This window comes from Microbacterium gorillae (assembly GCF_000826185.2).
GTDB classification, from domain to species: Bacteria; Actinomycetota; Actinomycetes; order Actinomycetales; family Microbacteriaceae; genus Microbacterium; species Microbacterium gorillae.
Map to the genome: position 1 here is coordinate 120,150 of NZ_LN648871.1, position 24,373 is coordinate 144,522.

The following is a 24,373-nucleotide window of genomic DNA, read 5'->3' on the forward strand; positions in this document are numbered from 1 at the left end:
TTCGCAGCCGCAGCGGCGGCAGCACGATGAACCCGTGTCATGCCATCTTGTCGAGCCATTCGCCGACGAGCGCACGAGTGATCTCGGGTTGGTCGAGGTGCACGTTGTGGCCGGCGCGGTCGAGTGCGACGTACGTCATGCGTGGATAAGAGCTGAGAAGGTCGAACTGGTCCTCGTATCCGACGCCGTCATCCTGACGGCCGGTGACCATCAGCCCGGGGCGGTCAAACGTTGTGAATCGGTCCTCCGGGGCGACCGCCAGATCGAACTTCTCAAGGAGGCGAGTCGCGAATCCCCGGTCGTGGGCGCTCAGGCCCGGTGCGACGTATCGAGTGAAGTTCGCCCACGCCACCGCGGTGTGTTCGACGGCAGTGTCGGTGAATTCAGCGACCCGTTCGCGGTCCTCGTTCGTCAGATCCACCGCGGGGGCGTCGGAAGGGAAAGTCCGACGAACGCCTCGTCGCCGGCGCGAACGGGGTTGTACGAGGGGGGCGATCAGCGCGAGTCCCAGAACACGATCACGGTAGCGGGCAACCATCTCGCGGGCGATCTGTCCGCCGAACGAGTTCCCGCAGACCGCGAACGGGACGTCATCGCCCAGCACCTCAGCGATCGTGTCGGAGACGGCGTCAGCGACGGCATCGGCCGTCGCCGGACACCCAGCGGGGGTCCGGCCATGACCGGGCAGGTCCAGGTAGATGCGCCGCCAGCCGTGACGGTCAGCGAACGCAGACTCCAACGGAAGGAGCAGATGGTGGTCCACGGTGAACCCGTGGATGAAGATCGCCGGTTTTCCCGTGCCGTGCTCGACACGGTGCAGTTCGAAGCTCATGCCATGACGATCCCCGCTTCTCACTAGTGGGAAGGTCAAATTGCCGCGCCGTGTCGTTGCCAGGAGAATGAGTCGCATGCTGATCGGGGAATTCGCGTCAGAGGCCGGGACGACACCGCGGATGCTGCGGCACTACGAGGACACGGACCTCCTCGCGCCCGCATCTCGGGACACGAACGGATACCGCATCTACTCGCCGGAGCAGTTGCCGCGCGCCCGGCAGATCCAGGCGTTGCTGGCCTCGGGTATGCCGGCCACCCTGGTGCGGCAGTTGCTGGACGTGCTGACCGATGCCGGAGGGATCTATCCCGAGCATGTCACCGCGGAGACGGTGACCGCTGTCGAGACCGAGTATGAACGCATGTGCCGATGCGTCGAGTGCATGGCCGCGCGTCGGGATGCGCTCCGCGTCTACCTCGACCAGCTGCGCGCGGACTGATCACCGGACACGCGCCGTCAGGCGAGAGTCGTGATTCGAGTCGGCGCAGGCGCCTCGCTCATCGACCGGTTCAGACGGTCGCTCGGTGGTGATCCGTCCGTTGCGGTCGTTGAGCGGGCGCCCGCTCGGCTCACATGACGGTGGCGTCCACCGTGACCGCGATGTTGCCGCGCGTGGCCTTGGAGTAGGGGCAGTTCTGGTGCGCGGTGGCCACGATGGCGTCCGCGGTCGCCTGGTCCACGCCGCCGAGCTCTGCGTGCAGAGCCGCGCTCAACGTCGGGCCCTCGGTCGGGTCGATGGTCAGCGTCACCTCGGCGACGACGGCCGAATCGGTCAGCTTGGCACCCGCACCGCGCGCCGCGAGTTTCATGGCGGAGTGGAAGCAGGCCGCCCAGCCGGCGGCGAACAGGTCCTCCGGGTTGCTGCCCGTGCCGCCCGTGCCGGGCAGGCTGAGGTCGAGGTCCACGGTGCCGTCGGCGCTGGCGACGTGGCCGTTGCGCCCGTCACCGGTGGAGGTGGCGATGGAGAGGAATGACTGAGTCATGAAAAGTCCTTTCGTCAGGGCGACGAAAATCGTCACCTGTTCAACTGGTTACGAGATTGCCTCATCCGCCGTCACCTGTCAAGATGGTTACGTGATTCATCAGTTTCCCTGCGGGACGCGCGCTCTCGATTTCGCAGGCACGCTGCGCGCTCGCGACATCGCCGAGCCGAACGAGGCGCTGCTTGATCCGGAGGCCCTCGACGACTGGTTCGCGCAGTCCGGGTTGCGGACGGCGGGCGCGGACAGCTCGAGCGCAGACCTCGCATCCGCGATCGAACTCCGCGAGGCGGTCTACACGCTGCTGTGGCATCGACTCGCGGGGGAGCGGTTGCCCGCCGCAGCGATGGACCATGTGAACGCCGTGGCCGCAAGCGGGTCGATCGCCCCCGCTCTGCGTGCGGACGGCATCGACCTGACCGGCGATCCGAACGCGTGCCTGGCGACCCTCGCCCGCGAGGCGATCGAGATCGTCGGGGGGTCCGAAGCCGCGCTGCTGCGGCAGTGCTCCCGCCCGGAGTGCACGCAGATCTACCTGGATCGGTCGCGCGGCCATCGTCGGGAGTGGTGCTCGATGCAGACCTGCGGTAACCGTGTGAAGGCCGCGGCGTACCGGGCCCGCCACCGCCAGGATTCGTTCTGACTCTGGAATGATGGGGCGATGAGTGCCGTGATCCGCCCGTTCCGCATCGACGACACCGAGGCCGTGGTGACGCTGTGGCGCGAGGCCGGGCTCACGCGCCCGTGGAATGATCCGTACCGGGACATCGAGCGCAAGCTCACCGAGCAGCCCGAGTTCTTCCTCGTCGCGACCGTCGATGACGCCGTCGCCGGGACCGTGATGGCCGGGTGGGACGGTCACCGCGGATGGATGAGCTACCTCGCGACCTCGGACGCGCAGCGCGGGACGGGGATCGGGCGGGCTCTGGTGGCGGCGGCCGAGCACGCCCTGGAAGCCGCCGGGTGCCCGAAGATCATGCTCATGGTCCGCTCCGACAACGACGCCGTGATCGGCTTCTACAACGCCCTCGGCTACGGCACCGATGAGGTGCGCGTGATGGGTAAGCGCCTCATTCCCGACGCCTGACATCCGTGGGGGGCCCGCGGCGAAGACGATCAGCGCGCCGGCGCCGAGCGCGATGGTCCCGCGGGATGGCGGAGGCATGACCAGACCGTAATCCCGGGGCTCGTCGTGCGCCAGGGGGCTCCACGGCGATCGCCGCCGACTACGGGGTGATCTCGGCGGAGGGCGGTGCTGCCATGTCGAGGATACGAGCCGTCGTCTCGGCGACACCGCGGAGATATCGTTCGGCGTCGAGACCGGACGGATGGGTCCCGAAGATGTCCTGCAGAAGCCAGAAATGCGAGATGCTCCCGATGAGCATGGCGGCCACCGCATCCCAGTCCAGCTCCGGAGGTCGCTCCGTCTGAGCCGGAAGCCATCGGGCGAAGAGGGCCTGGATCCGCGCCATCTCGTGCGCGCGGACGAGGTCGAGGAGATCTGGGAACCGGTCCAGGTCCCGTAGGATTATGCGGTTCAGGTCCCGTTCCGATGCCAGCCGGTCCAGCGCCGCGCCGGCGACGGCGGCGAGGCGGTCCGTCAGCGGGAGCGCAGCGAAGAGTGCGGGATCGCCGATGGCGTCGAGCAGCTCACCCTGCGATGCCAGCTGCTCGCGGATTCCGTCCTCGAGCAGCTGCCGCTTGGATGCGAAATGCCGGTACAGCCCGCCCGAGCCCGGGCGGAGGCCGGCCGCTTCCTCGATCTGCGCCACGCTCGTCGCGTTGTACCCCCGGGTGCCGAACAGGGTCATGCCGGCTGCGAGGACGCGGCGGCGAGCGGCCGATCCGGCGGGGGCGACAGGATCGTCGTCGCGAGTCGAGATGGTCACCAGCCGAGAATACGGCCCAACGCCACGAACAGGCAGAGCAGGAAGAGGATCAGGTTGACGGTCAGCGCCTGCTTCCACTCACCGAGGGAGAGGTGCGAGAACGCCGCGCCGATCATGATGATCGCGAGCCCGACCGCCGCCAGCGGTGTCAGCAGGGGAGCGATGCCCGTCGCCAGGGGGACGATCAGACCGAGCGCCCCGACGATCTCGCACGCGGCGATGACGCGGATGAAGCCGATCGGGTACGGCGCGACGCCCGTCTGCCCGGTGGCGATCAGCCGCTCCTTCCCGGCGATCGACTTCACCACGCCGGACGCCAGGAACACGACCGCGAGCAACGACTGGACGATCCACAACACGGTGTTCATCACAATGCCCTTTCGAAAGTAAGTGCTTACTTATAAGGTAGGTCGCATTCGGTGTGCATGCAACACGTCGAAGAGGGAAGGGCATCATGAATCGTCTTCTGCTTCCGCTCATCGCCGTCCAGGGCTGGTGGGTGCGGCGACGAGAGGTCCTGCCGGCCGCGACCGGCCCGACGAGCGGGATCGAGGGATCCGCGGCGGCGCCGCTCCGTGTTCTCGTCATCGGCGACTCGACCGCGGCCGGGTGCGGCGCTGTCACTCATGAGCGGGCCTTCGCCGGATCATTCGCCCGCGCCCTGCAGCGGCGCATCTCGGGTTCCGTCGCGTGGACCGTTCTCGGCCGGCCCGGCGCGACGATCGGTCGGGTGCGATACCGGCTCGTGCCGGAGGCGCCTGAGGTCCGGGACATCGTCGTGCTTCTGGTCGGGGTCAACGACATTCTGGGAGGCACGCCGACCGCGCAGTGGGAGGGCGACCTCACCGCGGTCGTCGAGGAGTTGGCGGCCGGGGCCGGTGCGGTGATCGTGAGCGGCATTCCACCCTTCGACGCCTTCTCCTCGCTGCCGCGGCCGCTGCGGTCCTTCCTGGATGAACGCGGCCGAGCGCTCGAAGGGGCTGCACGGACGGTCTGTGCGCACCGGCCCCGGGTCCGGTGGAGTGGGACGCGCGACCGGGTGGTCGTGGACGCGGACTTCTTCGCCCGCGACGGCTTCCATCCGTCACCGACCGGGTATCAGCGGTGGGCGGACGTCGTCGCGGCCGACCTGGCCGAGCAGTGGCGCAGCGCAGCGTGAAGGGGACGTGGCTCCCGGGTCACGCTGTCATGGCGGCGACGGCTGCGCGTACGGCGGTGGACGTGGCAGCGGGGGCATCCCACATCACGACGTGTCCGGCACCGGGGATCACGTGCACGGCGGCGTCGTCGCGCTCGGCCCAGGCGGTCATCGCGGCGGCGATGTTTCCGGTGTCGTCCTTCTCGCCGCGGATGAGCGTGAGTGGCACGGGAGTGCGATAGGTCGGGTCCGGCTCGACGAGGTCAGCCGTGCCGTGCCAGACGTCCAGGAACGTGTGCTTCGGCATGCGGTCGAACAGGGCGGTGAGGCGGGTGATCGCGTCCGTCGTCGTCGCCGAGGCGCGAGCGAGCATGCCCGGCAGTCGCGACGCCGGGATCAGTGCCAGCGCCGGACCGCTCAGCCGGCGCAGGGCGAAGCGCTCGAAGGCGGTCAGCGGCCCGGTGTTCGACGTCGATCCGATCACGACGAGCCCCCGTGCGCGTTTCGGATGCCGTCGCACGAGCGCCTGCGACAGGTTGCCGCCGAGGGAGTGTCCGACGAGAACCGGACGCTCCAGGCCACGGTCCACGATGAGGGCGTCCAGATCGTCCAGCGCCCCGAGCGCGCTGAAACGGGCGCCGGGTTCCAGCGCCGACTGCGCGTGGCCGCGCAGATCCCACAGCAGGACGCGGTGTCCGGCGTCGTTGAGGTCACGCGCGATGTCGGTGAACGCGCTGCGGTCCATCCCCGCACCGTGGGTGAGGACCACGGGATGACCGTCACCGGGGAGGTCGGTGAGTGCGATGCGGGCGCCGGGTCGTGCCATCGTGCTCTCCATGGCACCCACCCTACGGAAGAGGTGCCCCGACGGCGCGAATAGGATGACTCCATGCCCTCCATCGCGTTCACCAAAGGTCACGGGACCGGTAACGACTTCGTGATCGTCGCCGACCCGGAGGGTGAGCTCGAACTCACCGCCGCGCAGGTCGCGGCGCTCTGCGATCGCCGGTTCGGAATCGGTGCGGACGGGCTGCTGCGCGTCGTCCGCTCATCCGCGATCCCGGCGGGCGCGGAGATCCTCGCGGAGGAGCCGGACGCGGAGTGGTTCATGGATTACCGCAACGCGGACGGATCCATCGCCGAGATGTGCGGCAACGGCACGCGCGTGTTCGCGCGCTATCTGCTCGAGAACGGCCTCGCCGAGATCCCGGCCGGGTCCACGCTGCCGATCGGCACCCGGGCAGGGGTCAAGGACATCGCCCGCTCGACGAACGGCTTCCAGGTGGACCTCGGCCGCTGGCGGTTGTCCGGCGACGACGTGCTGGTGCGCGCCCGCGGACTCGAGGTGGCACGTCCCTCGCTCGGCATCGACGTCGGTAATCCGCACGTCGTCGTCGCGCTGAGCTCCGTCGCCGAACTGGAGGCGCTCGACCTCACCACTGCGCCGGTGCTGGACCCGGCCCTGCCGGGCGGCGCGAACGTGGAGTTCGTCGTCCCGTCGGACCCGCTGGTCACCGACGGCATCGGCGAGATCCGCATGCGCGTGTACGAGCGCGGCGTGGGGGAGACCCTGAGCTGCGGCACCGGCACCGCGGCCGCGGCGCTCGCGGTGCGTCACTGGGCCGGACCCTCCGCCCCCGCGCACTGGCGCGTCCACGTTCCCGGGGGAACGCTCGCGGTGCGAGCCTTCCCGACCGAAGAGGGCGAGCACGTCGCACTGTCCGGTCCCGCGGAACTGGTGTACGCCGGCTCCATCGTGGTCGCCTGATGTCCGACGAGCCCGTCGTCGAGGACGCGCACGAGCTGCGACGCTGCGATGCCTGCGCACGCACGGCCATCGCGGACGCCGCTGCGGTCTGGCGAGCGCACGAGCGTCGCGATGCGGCCGAGCTGGTGCACATCGCGATGGAGGCCCTGCTCTCCGGTCACGCGGATGACCACGTGATCGCGCTTGCGGGCGTCACCGGCGATGACCTCATCAGTGAGATCGAGGCGTACACGGCGGCCGTTGTCGGCACCGACGCCCCGGACCCGGTCGCCTGTGCGGCCGGACATGCGCGGCGCTACGTCGGCGGACGCGTCCGTGCCACCGGTGCGATGGCGGCGGAGGTGTTCCTCGGCGACGTGCTGGAGGACGCCGACTGGTCCGCGCCGTCGCAGCTGGCCTCCTTCGCAGCGCTGTGGGACGATCCCGACGCCGCCCCGGAAGCGTCTATCGCCGCCGCCCGCGCCCTGCTCCGCTCCCGCTGCCCGGCAGGTGTCTGCGAGTTCTGACGTGCGAACCGCCGCGGGTCGCGGAGCAGCGTCCCATCGCGCAATGCTCGGGTGGATGTCGACACCTTCCCTGTGTCGGGACGACGCTCGCGGGGTCCTCTCGACGCACGTCCGGACGGTGACCCGGTGGCGTCAGCCCACCGTGCCGACGGCGAGGAGGTGGGCGCTCTGGTCGCGAATGGCCGGGGTCGATGAGGCGGCGTCGGCGATCACGCGCGCTGCCGCGACGAGCTCCGCGTCAGCCGTGGCGATGCCCTCCAGGAACAGCCCGGCCGGACCCTCGACGCCGTGCACCACGACCTGAGTCACTCCGGCTGCGCTGAGCTCGCTCGCGAGTTCCTCTGCCGTGTGGAAGTGCCCGGCCGGGAAGCGGAGGGTCGGTGACGGGGTTCCGCTCGCGAGGAGCTCGGTCCACGCCGCCGGGAACGGCGCAGACGCGTCGCGTTCGGCCGAGACCGCCTGGAACGAGACCAACCGAGAGAGCCCGACCGCCGCGATCAGACCGCCGGGACGCGTCACCCGGACCGCCTCGGACAGCGCCGCCTGACGCCCCGCGGCGTCGAGATGGTAGAGCGGACCGAGCAGGAGGGCGGCGTCGAAGGCGCCGTCCGGGAACGGAAGATCCCGCGCATCCCCGACCCGGGCCGGAATGCCGAGCCCGCGCGCAGCGTCCACGTGTCCAGGGATCGGATCCAGCAGCTCCACGACGCACTGGCGGCGCTGGAGGGCCGCCGCGTGCCGTCCGGTGCCGCCGCCGATGTCGACCACGCTCGCTCCGTCCGGAATCCGGTCCCGCAGCAGCGCCTGCGTTCGATCGAACTCCAGCGGCCCCTGCGCGGAACGAGAAGTCAGGCGCGCGTCCTCGTCGAACTGTTCGCGGTAGTACCGCTGGATCCGGGCGTCGAGGTCGTTCGTGCTCATCCGACCACCCTGCCGGACCCTTCGCGGCAAGGCAACGAAACACGATGGGGAGTCCGCGTGGGGCAGGATGGGCCCATGCTGACGGATGAGGAACGCGCAGAGCTGCGCGAGCTGAGGCGCCTCGCGTTCGGCGCGACCGCGACGCCGTTGACGGACGCCGAGTCCGGGCGGATGGCCGAGCTGGAACGCGGATCGCGCCCGTCAGCGCTCGCCCGTCCGGCAGCCCGCGCGGATGCCCCACCGCCCGCGGCCGACGCGGCGTCGGCTCCGACGAACGGCGGTGCATCGCCCGTCGCCGTGGCGGCCGCCCTCCCGGACGAGGCCGGACCGCGACGTCGACGGACCGGCCCGGTCATCGCGGCCGCCATCGCAGCCGTCGCCGTGCTCGCCTTCGTCGGCGGCTGGGTCGCCGCTCCCCGGGGGGCCGCGCCGACCGAGGCAGGGGTCTCCGCGCTCGCCGACCGGTTGGCCGCCATGCGCACGGCCGTGGCTGCCGCCGCCGCGACCGCGAACGCCGACCCGGACAAGCTCGAGTGGGTCGCTTCGACACCCATCGGCGAGGTGTGGTCGGCACCGGCCGCGTCCTCGACGTGCGCGCTCGTCGTACCCGATGACGCGGACCCGGCGCGGTCGGTCGCGATCGATCCGGCGATGGTGCAGGTGACGTGCGGAATCACCGCGGACTCCGCTGTCGTTCTCGGCAGTCTCGGAACGCTCGTCGCCAACGGCGGGGTCACGTCATTCGTCGCGGAATTCGAGGTCCATGCGTCCTGGCTCAACGGCCGCCTGCAGGTGGAGAACGCGTTGACGTCAAGCCTGGAAGACGCCGGCGGGACGATCATGCCCGCGCCGGACGCGACCGCGGCGAAGGGCACCGACACCACACCGGCGACCCTCGCGCGCGCCGTGGCGGGCCTGTCCGGGGACTCCGGCTCGGTCTCCGCTCAGCTCGCCGGGATCATCGGCAACGCCATCGTGTGGGAAGCGACGATGTCCGACGGCTCGCACTGCGGGGTCTTCGCGCACAGCGACGTCGTTCCGTCGTCCGCGAACATCGCACTGTTCGGCTGCGTGGGTGGACCCGAGACCGAGCTCGTGCTCGAGGGCGGCTCCGGCACCGTCTTCGTGGACGCGAGCACGGGTCGGACCATCTTCGACACCGCGTGGGTGCAGGGACTGAACCTGCACCTGCTGCTCGGGGAAGACGGAACCGCGAGCCTCGCCCTGCGCGCGGACTGAACCTCAGACCGTCTCGATGCTGTCCGTGCGCGGGGTGCCGTGGTGGCGGACCTTCAGGACGCGGAAGCCCTTGCTGGTCGCCGCCCGATGGATGCTGAAACCGTCGTGGAATTCGGCCGCCATCCAGCGCTGCAGGGAGTCCGACCCGAGCTGCCGCGCGACCACGAGCCACGCGTCGCTGCGCTCGTCCAGGCGCGGGATCCAGCGCTCGAGCAGGCCGTGCAGTTCGTTCTTCCCGACCCGGATCGGGGGATTGGACCAGATCGTGCGGAATGACACATCGTCCGGAACCTCATCCGGGGTGACCGCGGTGATGTTCTCGAGCCCGAGTTCCGCGGCGTTCTGACGGGTCAGTTCGAGCGAGCGCTCGTTGACGTCCACCGCCCACACACGGGCGTGCGGGGAGAGCATCGCCATGGTGAGCGCGACCGGACCCCAACCGCACCCGAGGTCCAGGAAGTCTCCGCCGGGCGGTGGCGGGGGCGTGTGCGAGAGCAGCACGGATGTGCCGACGTCGAGGTGTCCGGGGGAGAAGGTTCCGGCGGCCGTGGTGAGTTCCACGGAGCGTCCGGCGAGGGTGACGGAGATGCGTCGGGGCTTGGCTTCGCTCGACGGTGTCTCGCTGAAGTAGTGGTCACCGGTCATGACCAGCCAGACTACCGCAGGGAACAGTCCGGCGAGGGATAGGGTTAACTTCCCCGAGCGCGGCTTTCGCGCCCCGAAAGGACCCATGAAGCACACCGATTCCCCGTCCCCGGACGACACCACCACCGAGCCGCGCGACGACGATGCGCAGGTCGACCTGATCGACCGCGTGCTCTCGCGAGCGGGCAGCCGCGCCAGCGTGAGCCTGCACGGCAGTGCGCAAGCGCTGCAGGACACGCGCACGGCCGGTCACGGCGACAGCGACGGTGCGCAGTGGGACCTCGAGGAGCGGCACGCGCTGCGTCGTGTGCCGGGCCTGTCCACGGAGCTCGAGGACGTCACCGAGGTCGAGTACCGTCAGCTGCGCCTGGAGAACGTCGTGCTCATCGGCGTGTACCCGCAGGGGTCGCAGGGCGACGCGGAGAACTCGCTCCGTGAGCTCGCCGCGCTCGCGGAGACCGCGGGTGCGATCGTGCTGGACGGTCTGCTGCAGCGCCGTCCGCACCCGGACCCCGCGACCTATATCGGCCGCGGCAAGGCCGCCGAGCTCAAGGACATCGTCGCCGCCCTCGGCGCGGACACGGTGATCGCCGACTCCGAACTCGCCGCCAGCCAGCGCCGAGCGCTGGAGGACGTCGTCAAGGTGAAGGTCATCGACCGCACCACGGTGATCCTGGACATCTTCAGCCAGCACGCGAAGAGCCGCGAGGGCAAGGCGCAGGTCGAACTCGCCCAGCTCGAGTACCTGCTGCCGCGCCTGCGCGGTTGGGGTGACTCGATGAGCCGCCAGGCCGGTGGCCAGGTCGGCGCCGGCGGCGCGGGCATGGGCTCGCGCGGCCCCGGTGAGACGAAGATCGAGCTGGACCGCCGCCGCATCCGCACGCGGATGGCGCAGCTGCGCAAGCAGATCAAGGACTTCGCCCCCGCCCGTGACGCCAAGCGCGCCGAGCGCAAGCGCAACACCATTCCGTCCGTCGCCATCGCCGGTTACACCAACGCCGGCAAGTCCTCGCTGCTGAACCGGCTCACTGACGCCGGAGTGCTCGTCGAGAACGCGCTGTTCGCGACCCTGGACGCCACGACCCGTCGCACCGAGAGCGCGGACGGCCGCGTGTTCACGCTGACCGACACCGTCGGCTTCGTCCGGAACCTGCCGCATCAGCTCGTCGAGGCGTTCCGCTCCACGCTGGAGGAGGTCGGTGACGCCGACGTCATCGTCCACGTCGTGGACGGCTCGCACCCCGACCCGGCGGCGCAGCTGCAGACCGTCCGCGATGTGATGGCGGACACCGGTGCCCGCGACGCCCGCGAGATCGTCGTGTTCAACAAGGCCGATCTCGTCGACGACGACTCGCGCCTCGTCCTGCGTGGACTGGTGCCGGACGCGCACTTCGTGTCCTCCCGCACCGGTGAGGGGGTCGCCGAACTGCGTGCCGCGGTCGAGGACGCGCTGCCGCTGCCGGCGGTGGAGATCACCGCTCTGGTGCCGTACGACCGTGGCGACCTGGTCTCGCAGATCCACGAGTCCGGGTTGCTGCTGAGTTCGGAGCACACCGAGGGTGGCACCCGCGTGCACGCGCACGTCGGCGAGCGCCTGGCCGCCGAGCTCCGCCCCTTCGCGGTCTGATCAGCTTCCCGGACGGGGTCAGTCCAGCGTGAGGGGGCGGGCGTCGGCGGGGGTGAAGTCGAAGACCGCGCCGAGGAACGCGAGCTCCAGCTCCGCCGCCGCGACGATCGTCTCGCGCTGGCGGAAGCCGTGCGATTCGCCGGCGAACAGGACGTACTTGTGCGGCACACCGTTGGCCACGAGAGCGTCCCGCAGCGCCTCGGACTGGTTCGGTGGAACCACCGGGTCCTGATCGCCCTGCAGGATCAGCACCGGGGCGTGGATCTCGGACACGTGCGTCACGGGGGACCGCTCGATGTAGACGGCCTCATCCTCCGGCCAGCGGCCGATGAGGCCGTCCAGGTAACGCGACTCGAAGTCGTGCGTGTCGGTGGCGAGGGAGCGCAGGTCCGTGACGCCGTAGCGGTCGATGCCCGCCGCGAACACGTCGCCGCGGGCCAGTGCGCCGAGGACCGTGAGCCCGCCCGCGGAGCCGCCCCTGATCGCCAGACGCGCCGGATCCGCAGCACCGGAGGACGCCAGGCCGGTGGCGGCGGACAGCACGTCGTCCACGTCGACGACGCCCCACGAATTGCGGAGGCGCTCGCGGTACGCCCGGCCGTAGCCGGTGGACCCGCCGTAGTTCACATCGAGCACGCCGATGCCCCGACTGGTGAAGAACGCCACCGCGGGTGACACCTCACCGGCGACGTGGGAGGTCGGGCCGCCGTGCGCGAGCACCACGTAGGGAGCGCGTTCGTCCGGGTCCGCCGTCACGTCCGGGTTCGTCGGCGGATAGTCGAAGGCGTGCACGTCCCCGAGTCGACCCGGATACGTGACCTCGCGCGCCACCGGCAACCAGGACGCGTCCCACGGTGCCGTGCCACCGACCACGCGGCGCAGCGAGGACGGGTCGTCCACGTCGAGCTCCCACACCCCGCTCGGGTGCAGCGAACTGCTCCCCGTGAGCAGCACGGTGGTGGCGCGCACGTCGAACGTCTGGATCCCGGCGGTCAGGGGGACATCCAGCACGGTGACAGAGCCGGCCGCATCCGTGCCGATCAGCACCAGCTCGTCCGTGCCGTTCGTGCGCACCGCGACGATGCGTCCGTCCGACAACGGACGGAACCAGGAGCTGCCGAGCACCCACTGCGGACCACCCGTGTCGGCGTCGGCGGGGGACACCGGCGTCACGGCTCCCGCCGCGGAGCGGTACAGGTTCCATCGGCCGGTCGGGTCGTCGCTGAACAGCAGCTCGCGCGGACCGGTCCACTCCACCTGCGTCGCGTCCTGGCGGGACAGGACGTCCCACGTCGTCACGCCGGCGTCCGTGATGTGACCGACGCGCAGCTCCGCGTCATCCCACGGCATCGACGGATGATCCCAGGCGATCCACGCGAGCTGCGACCCGTCCGGCGACAGTCGCGGCTGGCTGAGGAAGTCGGACCCCGCCACGAGCGATCGGACGCCGGACCCGTCCAGCGCGATCGCCACGATGTCGCGGGACGGGACCACGGCATCGGTGTGCGTCTCCCGGACGGCGAGCAGCTCGCCGCCGCTCAGCACGAGGCCGCCGTACCGGGAGGCCGGCGCCTCCGGGGTGAGCGGACGCGGCTCGGCGGCGTCCGCGTCCAGGGCGTAGACGCGCTGATCGGACGCCTCGACGAACAGCAGCACGCCGTCGGGGGTCGCCGTCCACGCACCCCCGCCGTACTCGTGGACCCGGGACCGCGCGCTCCACGGCGCCGGCAGCACGGGGACGTCGGACCCCTCCCGGAAGACAGCGCCACGGCCGCCCTCCGCCGCCAGCGCCTGCCCCCACCACACCTCATCGCCGACGTAGCGGGCTCCGTCCAGGCGCAGGGAGGAGGCGGCGACATCCTCCGCGGAGATGGGGGAGGGCCAGGTTCCGTAGGGGTGCGTCATCCCTCGACCCTATGCGGCCGTGACCCGTCGATGCGTGGGGCGGAGCCGACACAATGTGTCACATGGTCCGGCCGCTCAGAGCCGCCGTCTAGGGTTATTGCCAGAGCAGCGGCCGGTCCCGGCCCCGTCCGTCAATCGCACGGACGCGAACCCAGCGACGAAGGCACATTCATGAGTGAGATCACTGCGCCCGCGGGCGTACCGTTCTCCTTCGAGCTGTACCCGCCCCGGACCGAGAAATCCCTCGACGCGCTGCACCACACGATCCAGCAGTTGGCCGCGGTCGACCCGAGCTTCATCTCGGTCACCTACGGTGCTGGTGGGTCCGTCGGCGGCAAATCGCTGGACGTACTCCGCTACATCCGCGAGAACACCCCGGTCGAGCCCCTCGCGCACCTCACGTGCGTCGGCAACACGTACGCCGGGGCCGCGGCGCTGATCCGGGAGTTCCTGGACGCGGGCATTCGCAGCTTCCTCGCTCTCCGCGGCGACCTGCCGGCAGGCGTCAGCGAGGCGGACGCGTTCGTCGGTGACCTGGAGACCTCGTCCCAGCTCGCACAACTGATCGACCGCGTCCAGGCCGAGCGCGCGCCGTACACCGAGGGCCTGATTCCGGGACACCCGCAGGCGGCCCGCGTGGACCGTCGCGAGAAGGTGCAGATCGCCGTCGCCGCGTTCCCGAACGGACACCCGCGCTCGCGGCACTCGCGCGAGCACATCGACGCCCTGCTGGCCAAGCAGGCCTCCGGTGCGACGCTCGCGATCACGCAGCTGTTCTTCCACCCCGAGGACTACCTCGGTTTCGTCTCCCGTGCCCGCGACGCCGGTGTGACGATCCCGATCCTGCCCGGCATCATGCCGATCACCGCTCCGACGCGGCTCAAGCGCGTGCTGGAGCTCAGCGGCGAGCAGATCCCGGGCGAACTGCAGGTGGCGCTCGAGGTCGAGCCGACCCCCGAGGGACAGCGCGAGCTCGGCATCGCCTACGCCGCGAAGCTGGCGCGAGCCGTCGTCGACGGTGGCGCTCCCGGAGTCCATCTCTACGCCTTCAACAACCATGACACGGTCCTCGCGGTGCTCCGCGAGGCCGGCATCCTCACCTCACAGAAGGAGAACGCACGATGACCGCATTCCCGGCCGGGACGATCCTCGGTTACCCGCGCATCGGCCGTCGCCGCGAGCTCAAGCGCGCCGTCGAGGCGTACTGGGCAGGTCGCACCGACCTCGACCAGCTCGAGACGACCGCCGCCGAGCTGCGCGCCGCGACCCGTGCGCGCCTGGCCGAGCTGGGTCTCGGGAAGGACGACTCGTCGATTCCGGAATCATTCTCCTACTACGACCAGGTGCTCGACCTCTCGGTCGTCCTGGGCGCGCTGCCGACCCGGTTCCAGGACCTCCGTGGGGAGGACGGCACGTTCGGCCTCGACGCGCTGTTCACCGCCGCGCGCGGTGCCGGTGAGAACGCACCGCTGGAGATGACGAAGTGGTTCGACACGAACTACCACTACCTGGTGCCGGAGATCGGTCCGGAGACGACGTTCTCCCTGTCCAGCGACCGCTTCGCCCGTCAGGTTTCCGAGGCTCGCGAGGCCGGTTTCACCACGCGTCCCGTCGTCGTCGGCCCCGTGACCTACCTCGCCCTGGCCAAGGCGAGCGACGAGGCCGGTGAGGACTACCGTCCGCTGGACCGCCTGGACGACATCCTGCCCGTCTACGTCGAGCTGCTCGCGTCCCTGCGCGCCGCTGGTGCCGAGTGGGTGCAGCTGGACGAGCCGGCCCTGGTCAGCCAGAGCCTGCCGTACTCGGACGCCGAGCTGGCGGCTGCCGCGGAGAAGGCCTACGCCGCGCTCACCGCCGCCACCGAGCGTCCGTCGATCCTCGTCGCCGCCGGTTACGCACAGCTGTCCACCGAGGCGTGGACGACGCTCGCCGCCTCCGGTGTCGAGGGCATCGCGATCGACCTGCGCCGCGGTTCCGTTCCGGCCGCCGCTGAGGGCCTGTCAGACAAGGTGCTCGTCGGCGGTGTCATCGACGGTCGCAACATCTGGCGTGGTGACCTCGCCGCCGCGTTCGACACGCTCGAGCAGCTGAAGAGCCTCGGCGCCGCGCAGGTCTCGGCCGGCACCACGACCTCGCTGCAGCACGTGCCGCACGACGTGGCCGACGAGTCCAAGCTCGATGACCGTCTGAAGTCCTGGTTGGCCTTCGCCGACCAGAAGGTCGAGCAGATCGTCATCCTCGCGAACGGTCTCACGGAGGGTCGCGACGCGATCGCCGCCGACCTCGATGCCGCGACCGCCGCTCTCGCGGACCGCGCCGGTGCCCCCGGTGTCCGCGTGGACGCCGTTCGGGAGCGCACCGCCGCCCTGACCGCCGCCGACTTCGAGCGCGGCAACGAGGACGAGCGCGTCGCCGCGCAGGACGCCGAGCTCGGTCTGCCGCTGCTGCCGACCACCACGATCGGTTCCTTCCCGCAGACCGGCGAGATCCGCAAGGCCCGTGCCGCGCACGGCAAGGGCGAGATCGACGACGCCGCCTATGAGGGATTCCTCAAGGACGAGATCAAGCGCGTCATCGACCTGCAGGAGGACCTCGACATCGACGTCCTCGTGCACGGCGAGGCCGAGCGCAACGACATGGTGCAGTACTTCGCCGAGCTGCTGGACGGCTTCGCCGTCACCGAGAACGGCTGGGTGCAGTCCTACGGTTCACGTGCCACGCGTCCGTCCCTGCTCTGGGGTGACGTGTCCCGTCCGGCGCCGATGACCGTCGAGTGGGCGAAGTACGCCCAGTCCCTGAGCGACAAGCACGTCAAGGGCATGCTCACCGGTCCGGTGACGATCCTGGCCTGGTCGTTCGTCCGCGATGACCAGCCGCTGTCCGAGACCGCGAACCAGGTCGGTCTGGCCCTCCGCGACGAGATCACCGATCTGGAGAACGCCGGCATCGCGATCATCCAGGTGGACGAGCCCGCCCTCCGCGAGCTGCTGCCGCTGAAGAGCGCGGACCAGAAGCCGTACCTGGACTGGTCGGTCGGCTCCTTCCGCCTGTCCACCGCGGCAGCCGCCGACGCGACGCAGATCCACACGCACCTCTGCTACTCCGAGTTCGCCGTCGTCATCGACGCGATCACGGCCCTGGACGCCGACGTCACCTCGATCGAGGCCGCCCGCTCCCGCGGCGAGGTCATCGACGACATCCGCGACTCCGGCTTCCCGCACGGTGTCGGTCCGGGTGTCTGGGACATCCACTCGCCGCGCGTGCCGTCCGTGGACGAGCAGCAGGCCATCCTGCAGCGTGCCGTGGACGCCCTGCCGCACAAGCTGGTCTGGGCCAACCCGGACTGCGGCCTGAAGACGCGTGGCTACGACGAGACCGTCGAGTCTCTCCGCAACCTGGTCACCGCGACCAAGAACGTCCGCGCCACCATCGGCGCCTGACGCTCACCCCCGAACGCCCCGGTCCGCGGACCGGGGCGTTCGCCGTTCCCGCCCTCGGCCTGCGCCCGCGCCTGTTCCGGTCCCGGCCCCGGGGGTCTTCAGGTCGGAAGGTCGCGCTCAAGGCGGCTGGCGGAGCGGGCAACGATTCGGGCACGCTGTGGCCGCGTGCTGTTCGTCGTCCGTATGCTCACGACATGACGGCATCGGGGGAGCACCGGCGGTGGATCGCACAGAGCCCGCCGACGTCCGGACGACCGACGGTGCGTGCCAGCGGGGGAACGGCCGGGCTGGAGCCGCCCATCCCGGCGGCCGTCGAGTCTCGACCATCGGAATCCGGCACCTCGGTTGTGGCAGAGTTCCTTGCGCTGATCTCGGTCCTCTTCCTCGGCCTCGCGGTCTTCCTGCTCACCAGGCCGTCGGCAAGCCCGGTCGAGGATCCGCGCGTGATGGTGTACCTCGGTCTGTGGGTCACCGGTACACCGTTCGTGGGCGTCTTGGCGTTCATCTTGGCGCTCGGCGCACGTCGGCGCGCACGTGCGAAGGGGAGTCCTCCGCGGGGAGCATGGAACCGAATCGGCATCGCCACCATGGTTGCCGGGGCAGCGTATCCGTTGTATTTGATCGCCGTTCTGGTCTGGACCTTCCTTCCGCGCTGACGCATCAGCGGTGTTCGCGGGACCGCCAGGCGCCGCGCAGTACGCGCCGCAGCGCGCTATCGTGGCGGCGTGGGGGAGCAGAACGAGACGGGGGATGCGTCTTCCGCGCGCGCGTCGCTGCCGCCGACACGCGGCACCGTCGTCGCGACGGTCATCGCGATCGTGCTCGCCGCCGTCGCGCTCGTGGTCCTGGTGTTCGCGATCAGGCTGATGACCACACCGTCCGGCAGCCCGTACGAGGACAATCGTCCGATCGCCTACCTCGGTCTGTGGCTCCTCGGCACATGGATTCCCGGCGTGGTGGCGTTCGGTCTGGCGCTCGGTGCACGGCTCCGCGCCCGCACCAAGGGGCGTCCGCTCCGGGGCGTGCTCGCGGGACTCGGTGTCGCCGCGATGATCGTCGGGCTCGCGTACCCGCTGTACCTGATCGCGCTACCGGTCTGGTCCGCTCTCACCTGACCCATTTCGGCTGCGATTCGCGCTCACGCGCGCCGTGTGGCCCACTCTGAGCATGGACGAGGACACCATGTGGGCGGTTGTCCTCACCGAGCTGAGGCGGCTCGCCGTCACGTCCGGAGGGCCCGGGATGTGACGCGCGTCCTCAGACGGCGCGGAGGACGGCGACGACCTTGCCGAGCACCGTGGAGTGGTCGCCGAGGATCGGCTCGAAGGCGGAGTTGCGGGGGAGCAGCCACGTGTGACCGTCGCGGCGGCGCAGCACCTTGACCGTCGCTTCTCCGTCCAGCATCGCCGCGACGATGTCGCCGTTCTCGGCGTCGTTCTGCACCCGCACCACGACCCAGTCCCCGTCGCAGATGGCGGCGTCGATCATCGACTCGCCGTTGACCTTGAGCATGAACAGCTCGCCCTTGCCCACGAGCTGGCGGGGGAGGGGGAAGATCTCCTCGACCTGCTGCTCGGCGGTGATCGGAACGCCGGCGGCGATCTGGCCGACGAGCGGCACGAGCGCGGCGTCGCCGACGGACGGCGCGGAATCGGCCGGGTTCTCCGTGGAGCTGCCGGGCAGGTCGATCAGCACTTCCATGGCGCGCGTCTTTCCGGGGTCGCGGCGCAGGTAACCCGACAGCTCGAGCTGGCCGAGCTGGTGGGTGACGCTGGAGAGGGACTTCAAACCCACCGCGTCACCGATCTCGCGCATGCTCGGCGGATAGCCGTTGCGCGCGATCGATCGCTGGATCACTTCGAGGATCGCCATCTGCTTGTCGCTCAGGCTCTTCCGACGACGTGTGGACGGACGCTCGCGCGGCGCGTCCGTCGTGCCGTCCGCGGCGGTGCTGACCTCGCTCATGACCTGGCTCCTTCGCTGCGCATCTTCCGATGTCGGTGGCCCGTGGTGTGCTTCCACTGTCGAAACCGTATCCGAGTTTCGAGCTTTCCGTGCACCTTTGTTCGAGCGTGTTGAAGACTTTCTCGACAGAAAATTCGAAGAACAGGTTGACGGAATCGAAGATCGAACATAGATTCGGAACGTAGGTTCGCCTCCGATCCTCCCGGCCGAGGCGAGGAGGCGAACCACACCACCAAGGAGGCCACCATGAGCACGATCAGCATCGCCGTCACCGGAATCGCAGCAGCACCGCGCATCGCCGCGACGCCCGCCGTGCCGACGCGGCTGCGGATGACCGTCCGCGGCCGTCGCGTGCTCGCGGTGCTGGCGTCGCTGCCGATCGTCGCACTGATCGCCTTCGGTGCGCTCTCCGGCGGCAACGCGATGGCTTCGTCCGAGCACGGCGCGCCGGCTGACACCTTCCAGACCGTCACCGTGCTGCCGGGCGACTCGCTGTGGGGGATCGCGACCGAGATCGCTCCCGACGCGGACCCGCGCGACGTCGTCGCCGACATCATCTCGCTGAATGCGCTGGGAACGTCCGATCTGCGGGCCGGGCAGACCTTGGCGATCCCGACCGCCTACACCACGGCAGACTGATCAGCCCTCCTCGCCCTCGAGTGTGACGCCATGTGCCGCACTCGAGTCGAGAGCGGACCGTGGTGCGGCCTAGCATGGGAGCTGTGACTGTCTCCCTCGGTGACCTCCCTCTGCGCGACGAACTGCGCGGCATGAAGCCCTACGGCGCCCCGCAGGCTCCCCTGCCGGTCGCCCTGAACGTCAACGAGAACACTCATCGAGTGCCGGATGACGTCGCCGAGGACATCCTGGACGGCATCGCCGTGGCGCTGCGCGAGGTCAACCGCTACCCGGACCGAGAGTTCACGGCCCTCCGTGAGGCATTCGCCGACTACCTGGGTCACGGTCTCACGAGCGACAACATCTGGGCCGCGAACGGCTCGAACGAGGTCCTCCAGCACGTTTTCCAGGCGTTCGGAGGCCCGGGCCGCGTCGGGTTCAGCTACGCGCCGACCTATTCGATGTACAGCCTGCTCGCTCGCGGCACCGGCACCGGGTGGGTCGACGGTGAGCGCGCAGCCGATTTCACCTTGACGGCGGAGTCCGCGGTGGAGCAGGTGCGTGCGGTGAGCCCCGACATCGTCCTGCTGTGCTCGCCGAACAACCCCACCGGCACGCCTCTCGGGTTGGACGTCGTCGAAGCCGTCTACGACGCGACGGACGCGATCGTCATCGTGGATGAGGCGTACGCGGAGTTCGCGCCGCACGATGCGCCCAGCGCGCTGACGCTGCTCGAAGGGCGACCGCGGCTGGCGGTGTCGCGCACGATGAGCAAGGCGTTCGCATTCGCCGGTGCCCGCGTCGGGTATCTGGCCGCCGATCCCGCGTTCATCGACGCCCTCCGCCTCGTGCGCCTGCCGTACCACTTGAGCGCGCTCACGCAGGCGGCGGCCCTGGCCGCGCTGCAGCACTCCGAGGAGATGCTGCGCATGGTGGACGACATCGTCCTGCAGCGGGACCGGATCTCCGCGACCCTGGAGGCCCTGGGATACCAGCCCTCCGAGTCGTGGTCCAACTTCGTGCTCTTCGGCGGCGTGGACGACCCCGCCTCGACCTGGCAGCAGCTGTACGACCGCGGTGTCCTGATCCGCGACATCGGCCTCCCCGGAAGCCTGCGCGTGAGTGCCGGCACGGAGGAGGAGACCACGGCGTTCCTGGACGCCCTCGCCTCGATCGGGGAGACCGCATGACCACCGCCCGCACCGCCCGTCGTGAGCGTTCCACCAGCGAGTCGACCGTGACGGTGGAGGTGGACCTCGACGGGACCGGACGCAGCACGATCGACACCTCCGTGCCGTTCTTCGACCACATGCTGACCGCGTTCGCGAAGCACTCCCTCACGGACCTCACCGTCAGCGCGCACGGCGACACGCACATCGATGCGCACCACACCGTCGAGGACATCGCGATCGTGCTCGGGCAGGCGATCCGCGAGGCGCTGGGCGACAAGGTGGGCATCTCGCGTTACGGTGACGCGCTCGTGCCGTTGGACGAGGCCCTGGCGCAGGCGGTCGTGGACATCTCCGGTCGCCCCTACCTCGTTCACACGGGGGAGCCGGCCGGCTTCGAGTTCCACCTCATCGGTGGCCACTTCACCGGATCGCTCGTGCGCCACGTGTTCGAAGCGATCACCTTCAACGCCGGCCTCACGGTGCACGTGAACGTCGTCGCGGGACGCGATCCGCACCACATCGCGGAGGCGGAGTTCAAGGCCTTCGCTCGTGCGTTCCGGCAGGCGAAGGCCCTCGACCCGCTGGTGGAGGGCGTCCCGTCCACCAAGGGTGCGTTGTGAGTGCACCCGTCGTCGCGGTGCTGGACTACGGTTCCGGCAACGTCCACTCCGCCGTGAAGGCTCTGCAGGAGGCGGGCGCCGACGCGCGGCTGACCTCCGACCGCGCTTTCGCGCAGGCCGCCGACGGCCTCGTGGTGCCCGGAGTCGGTGCGTTCGCGCACGTCGCTGAGGCGCTGCGAGATCAGCGCGCGGACGAGGTCATCGATCGCCGTCTGGCCGGCGGCCGGAAGGTGCTCGGCATCTGCGTCGGGATGCAGGTGCTGTTCGAACGCGGCGTCGAGCGCGGCGTCGGCGCCGAGGGTCTCGGACAGTGGCCGGGGGTCGTGACCGAGCTTGATGCGCCGGTCCTGCCGCACATGGGCTGGGACACCGTTGAGGCGGCGCCGGACAGTGTGCTGTTCCGAGGCATCGAGCACGAACGCTTCTACTTCGTCCACTCCTACGGTGCCCAGAAGTGGGACCTGGAGATCGCGAAGGGCTTCCCGCACCCGAAGCTGACCTGGGCCGAGCACGGTTCCCGGTTCCTGGCGGCCGTCGAATTCGGTCCGCTGTCGGCGACCCAGTTCCACCCGGAGAAGTCCGGGCAGGCGGGCATCCGCATGCTGTCGAATTGGATCGACAGCCTGGGCGCGACTACGCTCTGATCCTGTTCTCCCGCCCCATTCGAGGAATTCCATGAACGATTTCGCGTCCACTCCCGCCCTCACGCTGCTGCCGGCAGTCGACGTCGCGGACGGTAAGGCGGTGCGCCTGACCCAGGGTGCGGCCGGCTCCGAGACCAGCTACGGTGACCCGATCGCGGCCGCCGAGGCATGGGCCGAGCAGGGTGCCGAGTGGGTCCACCTGGTGGATCTGGATGCGGCGTTCGGACGCGGCAACAACACGGCTGTGCTGCGCAAGGTCATCCGGTCGCTGCGCGGCGTGAGCATCGAACTGTCCGGCGGCATCCGCGACGACGCGTCGCTGGAGGCCGCGTTGGAATCCGGCGCGAGCCGCATCAACCTCGGTACCGCTGCGCTGGAGAATCCGGAGTGGGCCGCCGATGTCATCGCGCGCTACGGCGACGCGATCGCGGTCGGTCTCGACGTTCGCGGCACGACGCTCGCCGCACGGGGCTGGACCCAGGACGGGGGTGACCTGTGGGAGGTGCTCGACCGGCTCGAGGACGCCGGCTGCTCGCGGTACGTCGTCACCGACGTGACCAAGGACGGCACGCTGCGCGGACCGAACCTGGACCTGCTGCGCGAGATGACGCAGCGCACGCCGAAGCCGATCGTCGCCTCCGGCGGCGTGTCCAGCCTGGATGACATCGCGGCGCTGCGCGAGCTGGTGCCCCTCGGTGTCGAGGGCGCGATCGTCGGCAAGGCCCTGTACGCGGGCGCGTTCACGCTGGCTGAGGCCCTGGATGTCGCCGGAGACTGAGAACCGGGGTGACTCGGCGGGCGTGCCCTGGGAGGGACGTCAGTTCGAGGACAACCCGTTCGCCGGGGACGACGGTTCGGCGGATCCCGCGCTGCTGGCGGCGCTCACGGGCTTCCGTGACGGCACCGCTGCGGCGGAGGCCGTCGTCGATGCGCTGCGGAGCGCTCGCGTCCTGATTCCGCTGATCGCCGAGAAGGGCGATGAGGGGGTCGGGCCCACCGGCCTCACGGTGGACAAGACCCAGGAGCTCTCCCTCGTCACGGTCGCCGCACCGGACGGACGAACCGTCCTGCCGGTCTTCTCCAGCGTGCAGGCGCTGTCCGCGTGGGACCCGATGGCTCGGCCGATCCCGGTCGCCGGCTCGCGCACCGCGCTGTCGGCGGCGTCCGACGGCACCGACCTGATCGTCATCGACCCCGCCTCGGACACGGAATTCGTCGTGCGTCGCCCCGCGGTGTGGGCCGTCGCGCAGGAGAAGCCGTGGGTCCCGGCGCACCAGAACCCTGACGTGTTCACCGGGCTGCAGGAATCGGTCGGGACGGAGCTGGCCGTGATCGACGTGTCGGTGTCCGACGGCGACCCGTCCGCACGACTGCGCGGGCCGGAGCTCGTCGTCACGTTGCACCTGATGGCGGGGCTGGATCAGCGCGAGCTCGACGCGGTCCTGCAGCGCCTCGCCGCGCGCTGGGCCGCCGATGACCGCATCGCGACCCTCGCCGATTCGCTCACGGTCCGCCTCGCGACCGCGCCATGATGAGTTCATGACGATCACCGGAATCGGCGGATTCTTCTTTCGCAGTCGGGACCCGCAGGCGCGGGCGGACTGGTACCGCGTGCACCTCGGCATCGCGGCGGGGGAGGACGGCGCCTGGCAGCAGGCCGCCGGCCCCACCGTCTTCGCGCCGTTTCCGGCCGACAGCGATTACTTCGCCGCCGACCAACCGTTCATGCTCAACCTGCGCGTGTCCGACCTCGATTCACTCACACGGTCGCTGACCGATGCCGGCATCCCCGTCGAGCGCCGCGACGACTGGACCGACACCCCCTACGGCAGCTTCGCCCGCATCCACGACCCCGAGGGCCTGCCTCTCGAACTCTGGGAGCCCGCTCCCACCGACTGAGCCCCCGGCCCGTCCTCGCCGAGCGAGCGCCCGCGAGCCGCAGTCCGATGCCTCGGACCGGGGGAGAAGGTCAGATGACGGAGCCGGTGTACTTCTCGCCGGGGCCCTTGCCGGGCTCGTCCGGGATCGCGGACGCTTCGCGGAACGCGAGCTGCACCGACCGCAGACCGTCGCGCAGCGAACGCGCGTGCTGGTCGCCCACTTCGGGGGCCGCGGCCGTGATCAGGCCGGCGAGGGCGTTGATGAGTTTGCGCGCCTCGTCGAGGTCGAGCTGGTTGTCCGGGTCGTCCGCGAGGCCGGTCTTGACGGCGGCCGCACTCAGCAGGTGGACGGCGGCGGTGGAGATCACCTCGACGGCGGGAACGCTCGCGATGTCGCGCGTGGCGGCTGCGGCGGCCTCCTCCTGCTCGGCCCAGTGCTGGTGCCGAGCGGCGTCGTCGCGGAACGGATCTACGGGAATCGTGCTCACGGGTCACTCTCTGCTAGACTGTTGCGGGCTCTGAAGCTTCTGCTTCAGACGAAAGAGGATTCATTCCCACCCGCGCTTGCCGTTCCAGGCTACCGG

Annotated in this window: 29 protein-coding genes; 19 read left to right on the forward strand and 10 right to left on the reverse strand. The window is 70.2% G+C overall.

All coding sequences use genetic code 11. The annotated features are described in order from the left end of the window. Positions 1-37 precede the first annotated feature (37 nt). Positions 38-832, reverse strand: a complete 795-nt coding sequence (locus BN1193_RS01595; RefSeq protein ID WP_040163502.1) for an alpha/beta fold hydrolase — start codon at positions 830-832, stop codon at positions 38-40. Between the two features lie 76 nt (positions 833-908). Between BN1193_RS01595 and BN1193_RS01600 the strand changes: the two genes are divergently transcribed. Continuing rightward, positions 909-1,271, forward strand: coding sequence for a MerR family transcriptional regulator (locus BN1193_RS01600; protein WP_040163505.1), 363 nt, complete (start codon positions 909-911; stop codon positions 1,269-1,271). 130 nt (positions 1,272-1,401) lie between these two features. Here BN1193_RS01600 and BN1193_RS01605 read toward each other — a convergent pair whose 3' ends face one another. Next, positions 1,402-1,815 carry an Ohr family peroxiredoxin gene (locus BN1193_RS01605; RefSeq protein ID WP_040163508.1) on the reverse strand — a complete coding sequence of 138 codons (414 nt, stop codon included), beginning with the start codon at positions 1,813-1,815 and terminating at the stop codon, positions 1,402-1,404. A 91-nt stretch (positions 1,816-1,906) separates the two neighbouring features. Between BN1193_RS01605 and BN1193_RS01610 the strand changes: the two genes are divergently transcribed. Together BN1193_RS01610 and BN1193_RS01615 are read left to right on the forward strand one after the other, a co-directional pair. After that, the gene (locus BN1193_RS01610; RefSeq protein ID WP_040163511.1) at positions 1,907-2,455 is read left to right on the forward strand and encodes a CGNR zinc finger domain-containing protein; all 549 of its coding nucleotides are present in this window, start codon (positions 1,907-1,909) and stop codon (positions 2,453-2,455) included. Positions 2,456-2,473: 18 nt separating this feature from the next. Beyond that, positions 2,474-2,899: a GNAT family acetyltransferase gene (locus BN1193_RS01615; RefSeq protein WP_040163513.1), complete on the forward strand. Its 426-nt coding sequence runs from the start codon at positions 2,474-2,476 to the stop codon at positions 2,897-2,899. Positions 2,900-3,038: 139 nt separating this feature from the next. Here BN1193_RS01615 and BN1193_RS01620 read toward each other — a convergent pair whose 3' ends face one another. Beyond that, positions 3,039-3,701: a TetR/AcrR family transcriptional regulator gene (locus BN1193_RS01620; RefSeq protein ID WP_052460326.1), complete on the reverse strand. Its 663-nt coding sequence runs from the start codon at positions 3,699-3,701 to the stop codon at positions 3,039-3,041. After that, on the reverse strand, positions 3,698-4,069 hold the full coding sequence (locus BN1193_RS01625) for a DoxX family protein (RefSeq protein ID WP_040163516.1): 372 nt from the start codon (positions 4,067-4,069) through the stop codon (positions 3,698-3,700). Before BN1193_RS01625 ends, BN1193_RS01620 begins: the two co-directional genes overlap by 4 nt. 86 nt (positions 4,070-4,155) lie before the next feature. Between BN1193_RS01625 and BN1193_RS01630 the strand changes: the two genes are divergently transcribed. Further along, the gene (locus BN1193_RS01630; RefSeq protein WP_040163518.1) at positions 4,156-4,860 is read left to right on the forward strand and encodes an SGNH/GDSL hydrolase family protein; all 705 of its coding nucleotides are present in this window, start codon (positions 4,156-4,158) and stop codon (positions 4,858-4,860) included. A gap of 19 nt (positions 4,861-4,879) precedes the next feature. Here the strand turns inward: BN1193_RS01630 and BN1193_RS01635 are convergent, their stop codons facing one another. Next, positions 4,880-5,677 (reverse strand): alpha/beta fold hydrolase, encoded by a 798-nt coding sequence (locus BN1193_RS01635; RefSeq protein ID WP_230206376.1) that lies wholly within the window; start codon positions 5,675-5,677, stop codon positions 4,880-4,882. 51 nt (positions 5,678-5,728) lie between these two features. On the opposite strand from BN1193_RS01635, the gene dapF reads away from it, so the two are divergent. Both dapF and BN1193_RS01645 read left to right on the forward strand, forming a co-directional pair. Beyond that, entirely contained in the window at positions 5,729-6,607 is an 879-nt protein-coding gene (dapF, locus tag BN1193_RS01640) for a diaminopimelate epimerase (protein WP_040163522.1), read from the forward strand. After that, positions 6,607-7,113, forward strand: a complete 507-nt coding sequence (locus tag BN1193_RS01645) for a hypothetical protein (protein WP_040163524.1) — start codon at positions 6,607-6,609, stop codon at positions 7,111-7,113. Before dapF ends, BN1193_RS01645 begins: the two co-directional genes overlap by 1 nt. 132 nt (positions 7,114-7,245) lie before the next feature. Here the strand turns inward: BN1193_RS01645 and BN1193_RS01650 are convergent, their stop codons facing one another. Continuing rightward, positions 7,246-8,034: a class I SAM-dependent methyltransferase gene (locus tag BN1193_RS01650; protein ID WP_040163526.1), complete on the reverse strand. Its 789-nt coding sequence runs from the start codon at positions 8,032-8,034 to the stop codon at positions 7,246-7,248. 75 nt (positions 8,035-8,109) lie between these two features. Here BN1193_RS01650 and BN1193_RS01655 point away from each other — a divergent pair, with 75 nt between their 5' ends. Further along, positions 8,110-9,273, forward strand: a complete 1,164-nt coding sequence (locus BN1193_RS01655) for a hypothetical protein (RefSeq protein WP_040163528.1) — start codon at positions 8,110-8,112, stop codon at positions 9,271-9,273. Positions 9,274-9,276: 3 nt separating this feature from the next. On the opposite strand, the gene BN1193_RS01660 is transcribed toward BN1193_RS01655, so the two are convergent. After that, positions 9,277-9,918, reverse strand: a complete 642-nt coding sequence (locus tag BN1193_RS01660; RefSeq protein ID WP_040163530.1) for a class I SAM-dependent methyltransferase — start codon at positions 9,916-9,918, stop codon at positions 9,277-9,279. An 85-nt stretch (positions 9,919-10,003) separates the two neighbouring features. On the opposite strand from BN1193_RS01660, the gene hflX reads away from it, so the two are divergent. Next, positions 10,004-11,545 (forward strand): GTPase HflX, encoded by a 1,542-nt coding sequence (gene hflX, locus BN1193_RS01665; RefSeq protein ID WP_040163532.1) that lies wholly within the window; start codon positions 10,004-10,006, stop codon positions 11,543-11,545. 18 nt (positions 11,546-11,563) lie between these two features. Here hflX and BN1193_RS01670 read toward each other — a convergent pair whose 3' ends face one another. Next, complete coding sequence (locus BN1193_RS01670) at positions 11,564-13,450, reverse strand: S9 family peptidase (RefSeq protein WP_040163534.1); 1,887 nt, start codon at positions 13,448-13,450, stop codon at positions 11,564-11,566. Positions 13,451-13,621: 171 nt separating this feature from the next. Between BN1193_RS01670 and BN1193_RS01675 the strand changes: the two genes are divergently transcribed. From BN1193_RS01675 to BN1193_RS01690, 4 genes are all read left to right on the forward strand, one after another. Then, complete coding sequence (locus BN1193_RS01675) at positions 13,622-14,575, forward strand: methylenetetrahydrofolate reductase (protein ID WP_040163536.1); 954 nt, start codon at positions 13,622-13,624, stop codon at positions 14,573-14,575. Next, on the forward strand, positions 14,572-16,890 hold the full coding sequence (gene metE / locus BN1193_RS01680) for a 5-methyltetrahydropteroyltriglutamate--homocysteine S-methyltransferase (RefSeq protein ID WP_040163541.1): 2,319 nt from the start codon (positions 14,572-14,574) through the stop codon (positions 16,888-16,890). The genes BN1193_RS01675 and metE overlap by 4 nt, the downstream gene beginning before the upstream one ends. A gap of 347 nt (positions 16,891-17,237) precedes the next feature. Further along, positions 17,238-17,546: a hypothetical protein gene (locus BN1193_RS01685; protein ID WP_141396598.1), complete on the forward strand. Its 309-nt coding sequence runs from the start codon at positions 17,238-17,240 to the stop codon at positions 17,544-17,546. A gap of 69 nt (positions 17,547-17,615) precedes the next feature. Beyond that, entirely contained in the window at positions 17,616-18,005 is a 390-nt protein-coding gene (locus BN1193_RS01690; RefSeq protein ID WP_040163543.1) for a hypothetical protein, read from the forward strand. Positions 18,006-18,147: 142 nt separating this feature from the next. On the opposite strand, the gene lexA is transcribed toward BN1193_RS01690, so the two are convergent. Then, a complete protein-coding gene (lexA, locus tag BN1193_RS01695) occupies positions 18,148-18,855 on the reverse strand; it encodes a transcriptional repressor LexA (protein WP_040163544.1) in 708 nt (235 codons plus the stop codon). A 246-nt stretch (positions 18,856-19,101) separates the two neighbouring features. On the opposite strand from lexA, the gene BN1193_RS01700 reads away from it, so the two are divergent. The 7 genes from BN1193_RS01700 (at position 19,102) to BN1193_RS01730 (ending at position 23,808) form a co-directional block, all read left to right on the forward strand. Continuing rightward, positions 19,102-19,494 (forward strand): LysM peptidoglycan-binding domain-containing protein, encoded by a 393-nt coding sequence (locus tag BN1193_RS01700; protein ID WP_040163545.1) that lies wholly within the window; start codon positions 19,102-19,104, stop codon positions 19,492-19,494. Between the two features lie 74 nt (positions 19,495-19,568). Next, positions 19,569-20,663: a histidinol-phosphate transaminase gene (locus BN1193_RS01705; protein ID WP_195907779.1), complete on the forward strand. Its 1,095-nt coding sequence runs from the start codon at positions 19,569-19,571 to the stop codon at positions 20,661-20,663. Continuing rightward, on the forward strand, positions 20,660-21,265 hold the full coding sequence (hisB, locus tag BN1193_RS01710; protein WP_040163548.1) for an imidazoleglycerol-phosphate dehydratase HisB: 606 nt from the start codon (positions 20,660-20,662) through the stop codon (positions 21,263-21,265). The genes BN1193_RS01705 and hisB overlap by 4 nt, the downstream gene beginning before the upstream one ends. Further along, positions 21,262-21,909 (forward strand): imidazole glycerol phosphate synthase subunit HisH, encoded by a 648-nt coding sequence (gene hisH / locus BN1193_RS01715; protein WP_040163549.1) that lies wholly within the window; start codon positions 21,262-21,264, stop codon positions 21,907-21,909. The genes hisB and hisH overlap by 4 nt, the downstream gene beginning before the upstream one ends. Before the next feature lie 31 nt (positions 21,910-21,940). Next, a complete protein-coding gene (gene priA, locus BN1193_RS01720) occupies positions 21,941-22,687 on the forward strand; it encodes a bifunctional 1-(5-phosphoribosyl)-5-((5-phosphoribosylamino)methylideneamino)imidazole-4-carboxamide isomerase/phosphoribosylanthranilate isomerase PriA (protein ID WP_040163550.1) in 747 nt (248 codons plus the stop codon). Continuing rightward, a complete protein-coding gene (locus BN1193_RS01725; protein WP_040163551.1) occupies positions 22,671-23,441 on the forward strand; it encodes an SseB family protein in 771 nt (256 codons plus the stop codon). Before priA ends, BN1193_RS01725 begins: the two co-directional genes overlap by 17 nt. Positions 23,442-23,448: 7 nt before the next feature. Next, positions 23,449-23,808: a VOC family protein gene (locus BN1193_RS01730; RefSeq protein ID WP_040163553.1), complete on the forward strand. Its 360-nt coding sequence runs from the start codon at positions 23,449-23,451 to the stop codon at positions 23,806-23,808. A gap of 70 nt (positions 23,809-23,878) precedes the next feature. On the opposite strand, the gene BN1193_RS01735 is transcribed toward BN1193_RS01730, so the two are convergent. Then, on the reverse strand, positions 23,879-24,277 hold the full coding sequence (locus BN1193_RS01735) for a DUF1844 domain-containing protein (RefSeq protein ID WP_040163555.1): 399 nt from the start codon (positions 24,275-24,277) through the stop codon (positions 23,879-23,881). Between the last annotated feature and the right edge of the window lie 96 nt (positions 24,278-24,373).

Bases quoted from the DNA above. Each gene is read 5' to 3' on its own strand.
- priA (WP_040163550.1), top strand. From the start codon at position 21,941: ATGAACGATTTCGCGTCCACTCCCGCCCTCACGCTGCTGCCGGCAGTC.
- BN1193_RS01655 (WP_040163528.1), top strand. From the start codon at position 8,110: ATGCTGACGGATGAGGAACGCGCAGAGCTGCGCGAGCTGAGGCGCCTC.
- BN1193_RS01700 (WP_040163545.1), top strand. From the start codon at position 19,102: ATGAGCACGATCAGCATCGCCGTCACCGGAATCGCAGCAGCACCGCGC.
- BN1193_RS01675 (WP_040163536.1), top strand. From the start codon at position 13,622: ATGAGTGAGATCACTGCGCCCGCGGGCGTACCGTTCTCCTTCGAGCTG.
- BN1193_RS01635 (WP_230206376.1), bottom strand. From the start codon at position 5,677: ATGGAGAGCACGATGGCACGACCCGGCGCCCGCATCGCACTCACCGAC.
- lexA (WP_040163544.1), bottom strand. From the start codon at position 18,855: ATGAGCGAGGTCAGCACCGCCGCGGACGGCACGACGGACGCGCCGCGC.
- BN1193_RS01660 (WP_040163530.1), bottom strand. From the start codon at position 9,918: ATGACCGGTGACCACTACTTCAGCGAGACACCGTCGAGCGAAGCCAAG.
- BN1193_RS01730 (WP_040163553.1), top strand. From the start codon at position 23,449: ATGACGATCACCGGAATCGGCGGATTCTTCTTTCGCAGTCGGGACCCG.
- hflX (WP_040163532.1), top strand. From the start codon at position 10,004: ATGAAGCACACCGATTCCCCGTCCCCGGACGACACCACCACCGAGCCG.
- BN1193_RS01625 (WP_040163516.1), bottom strand. From the start codon at position 4,069: ATGAACACCGTGTTGTGGATCGTCCAGTCGTTGCTCGCGGTCGTGTTC.
- BN1193_RS01725 (WP_040163551.1), top strand. From the start codon at position 22,671: ATGTCGCCGGAGACTGAGAACCGGGGTGACTCGGCGGGCGTGCCCTGG.
- BN1193_RS01650 (WP_040163526.1), bottom strand. From the start codon at position 8,034: ATGAGCACGAACGACCTCGACGCCCGGATCCAGCGGTACTACCGCGAA.
- dapF (WP_040163522.1), top strand. From the start codon at position 5,729: ATGCCCTCCATCGCGTTCACCAAAGGTCACGGGACCGGTAACGACTTC.
- BN1193_RS01645 (WP_040163524.1), top strand. From the start codon at position 6,607: ATGTCCGACGAGCCCGTCGTCGAGGACGCGCACGAGCTGCGACGCTGC.
- BN1193_RS01595 (WP_040163502.1), bottom strand. From the start codon at position 832: ATGAGCTTCGAACTGCACCGTGTCGAGCACGGCACGGGAAAACCGGCG.
- BN1193_RS01705 (WP_195907779.1), top strand. From the start codon at position 19,569: ATGGGAGCTGTGACTGTCTCCCTCGGTGACCTCCCTCTGCGCGACGAA.
- metE (WP_040163541.1), top strand. From the start codon at position 14,572: ATGACCGCATTCCCGGCCGGGACGATCCTCGGTTACCCGCGCATCGGC.
- BN1193_RS01630 (WP_040163518.1), top strand. From the start codon at position 4,156: ATGAATCGTCTTCTGCTTCCGCTCATCGCCGTCCAGGGCTGGTGGGTG.
- BN1193_RS01600 (WP_040163505.1), top strand. From the start codon at position 909: ATGCTGATCGGGGAATTCGCGTCAGAGGCCGGGACGACACCGCGGATG.
- BN1193_RS01605 (WP_040163508.1), bottom strand. From the start codon at position 1,815: ATGACTCAGTCATTCCTCTCCATCGCCACCTCCACCGGTGACGGGCGC.
- hisB (WP_040163548.1), top strand. From the start codon at position 20,660: ATGACCACCGCCCGCACCGCCCGTCGTGAGCGTTCCACCAGCGAGTCG.
- BN1193_RS01670 (WP_040163534.1), bottom strand. From the start codon at position 13,450: ATGACGCACCCCTACGGAACCTGGCCCTCCCCCATCTCCGCGGAGGAT.
- BN1193_RS01615 (WP_040163513.1), top strand. From the start codon at position 2,474: ATGAGTGCCGTGATCCGCCCGTTCCGCATCGACGACACCGAGGCCGTG.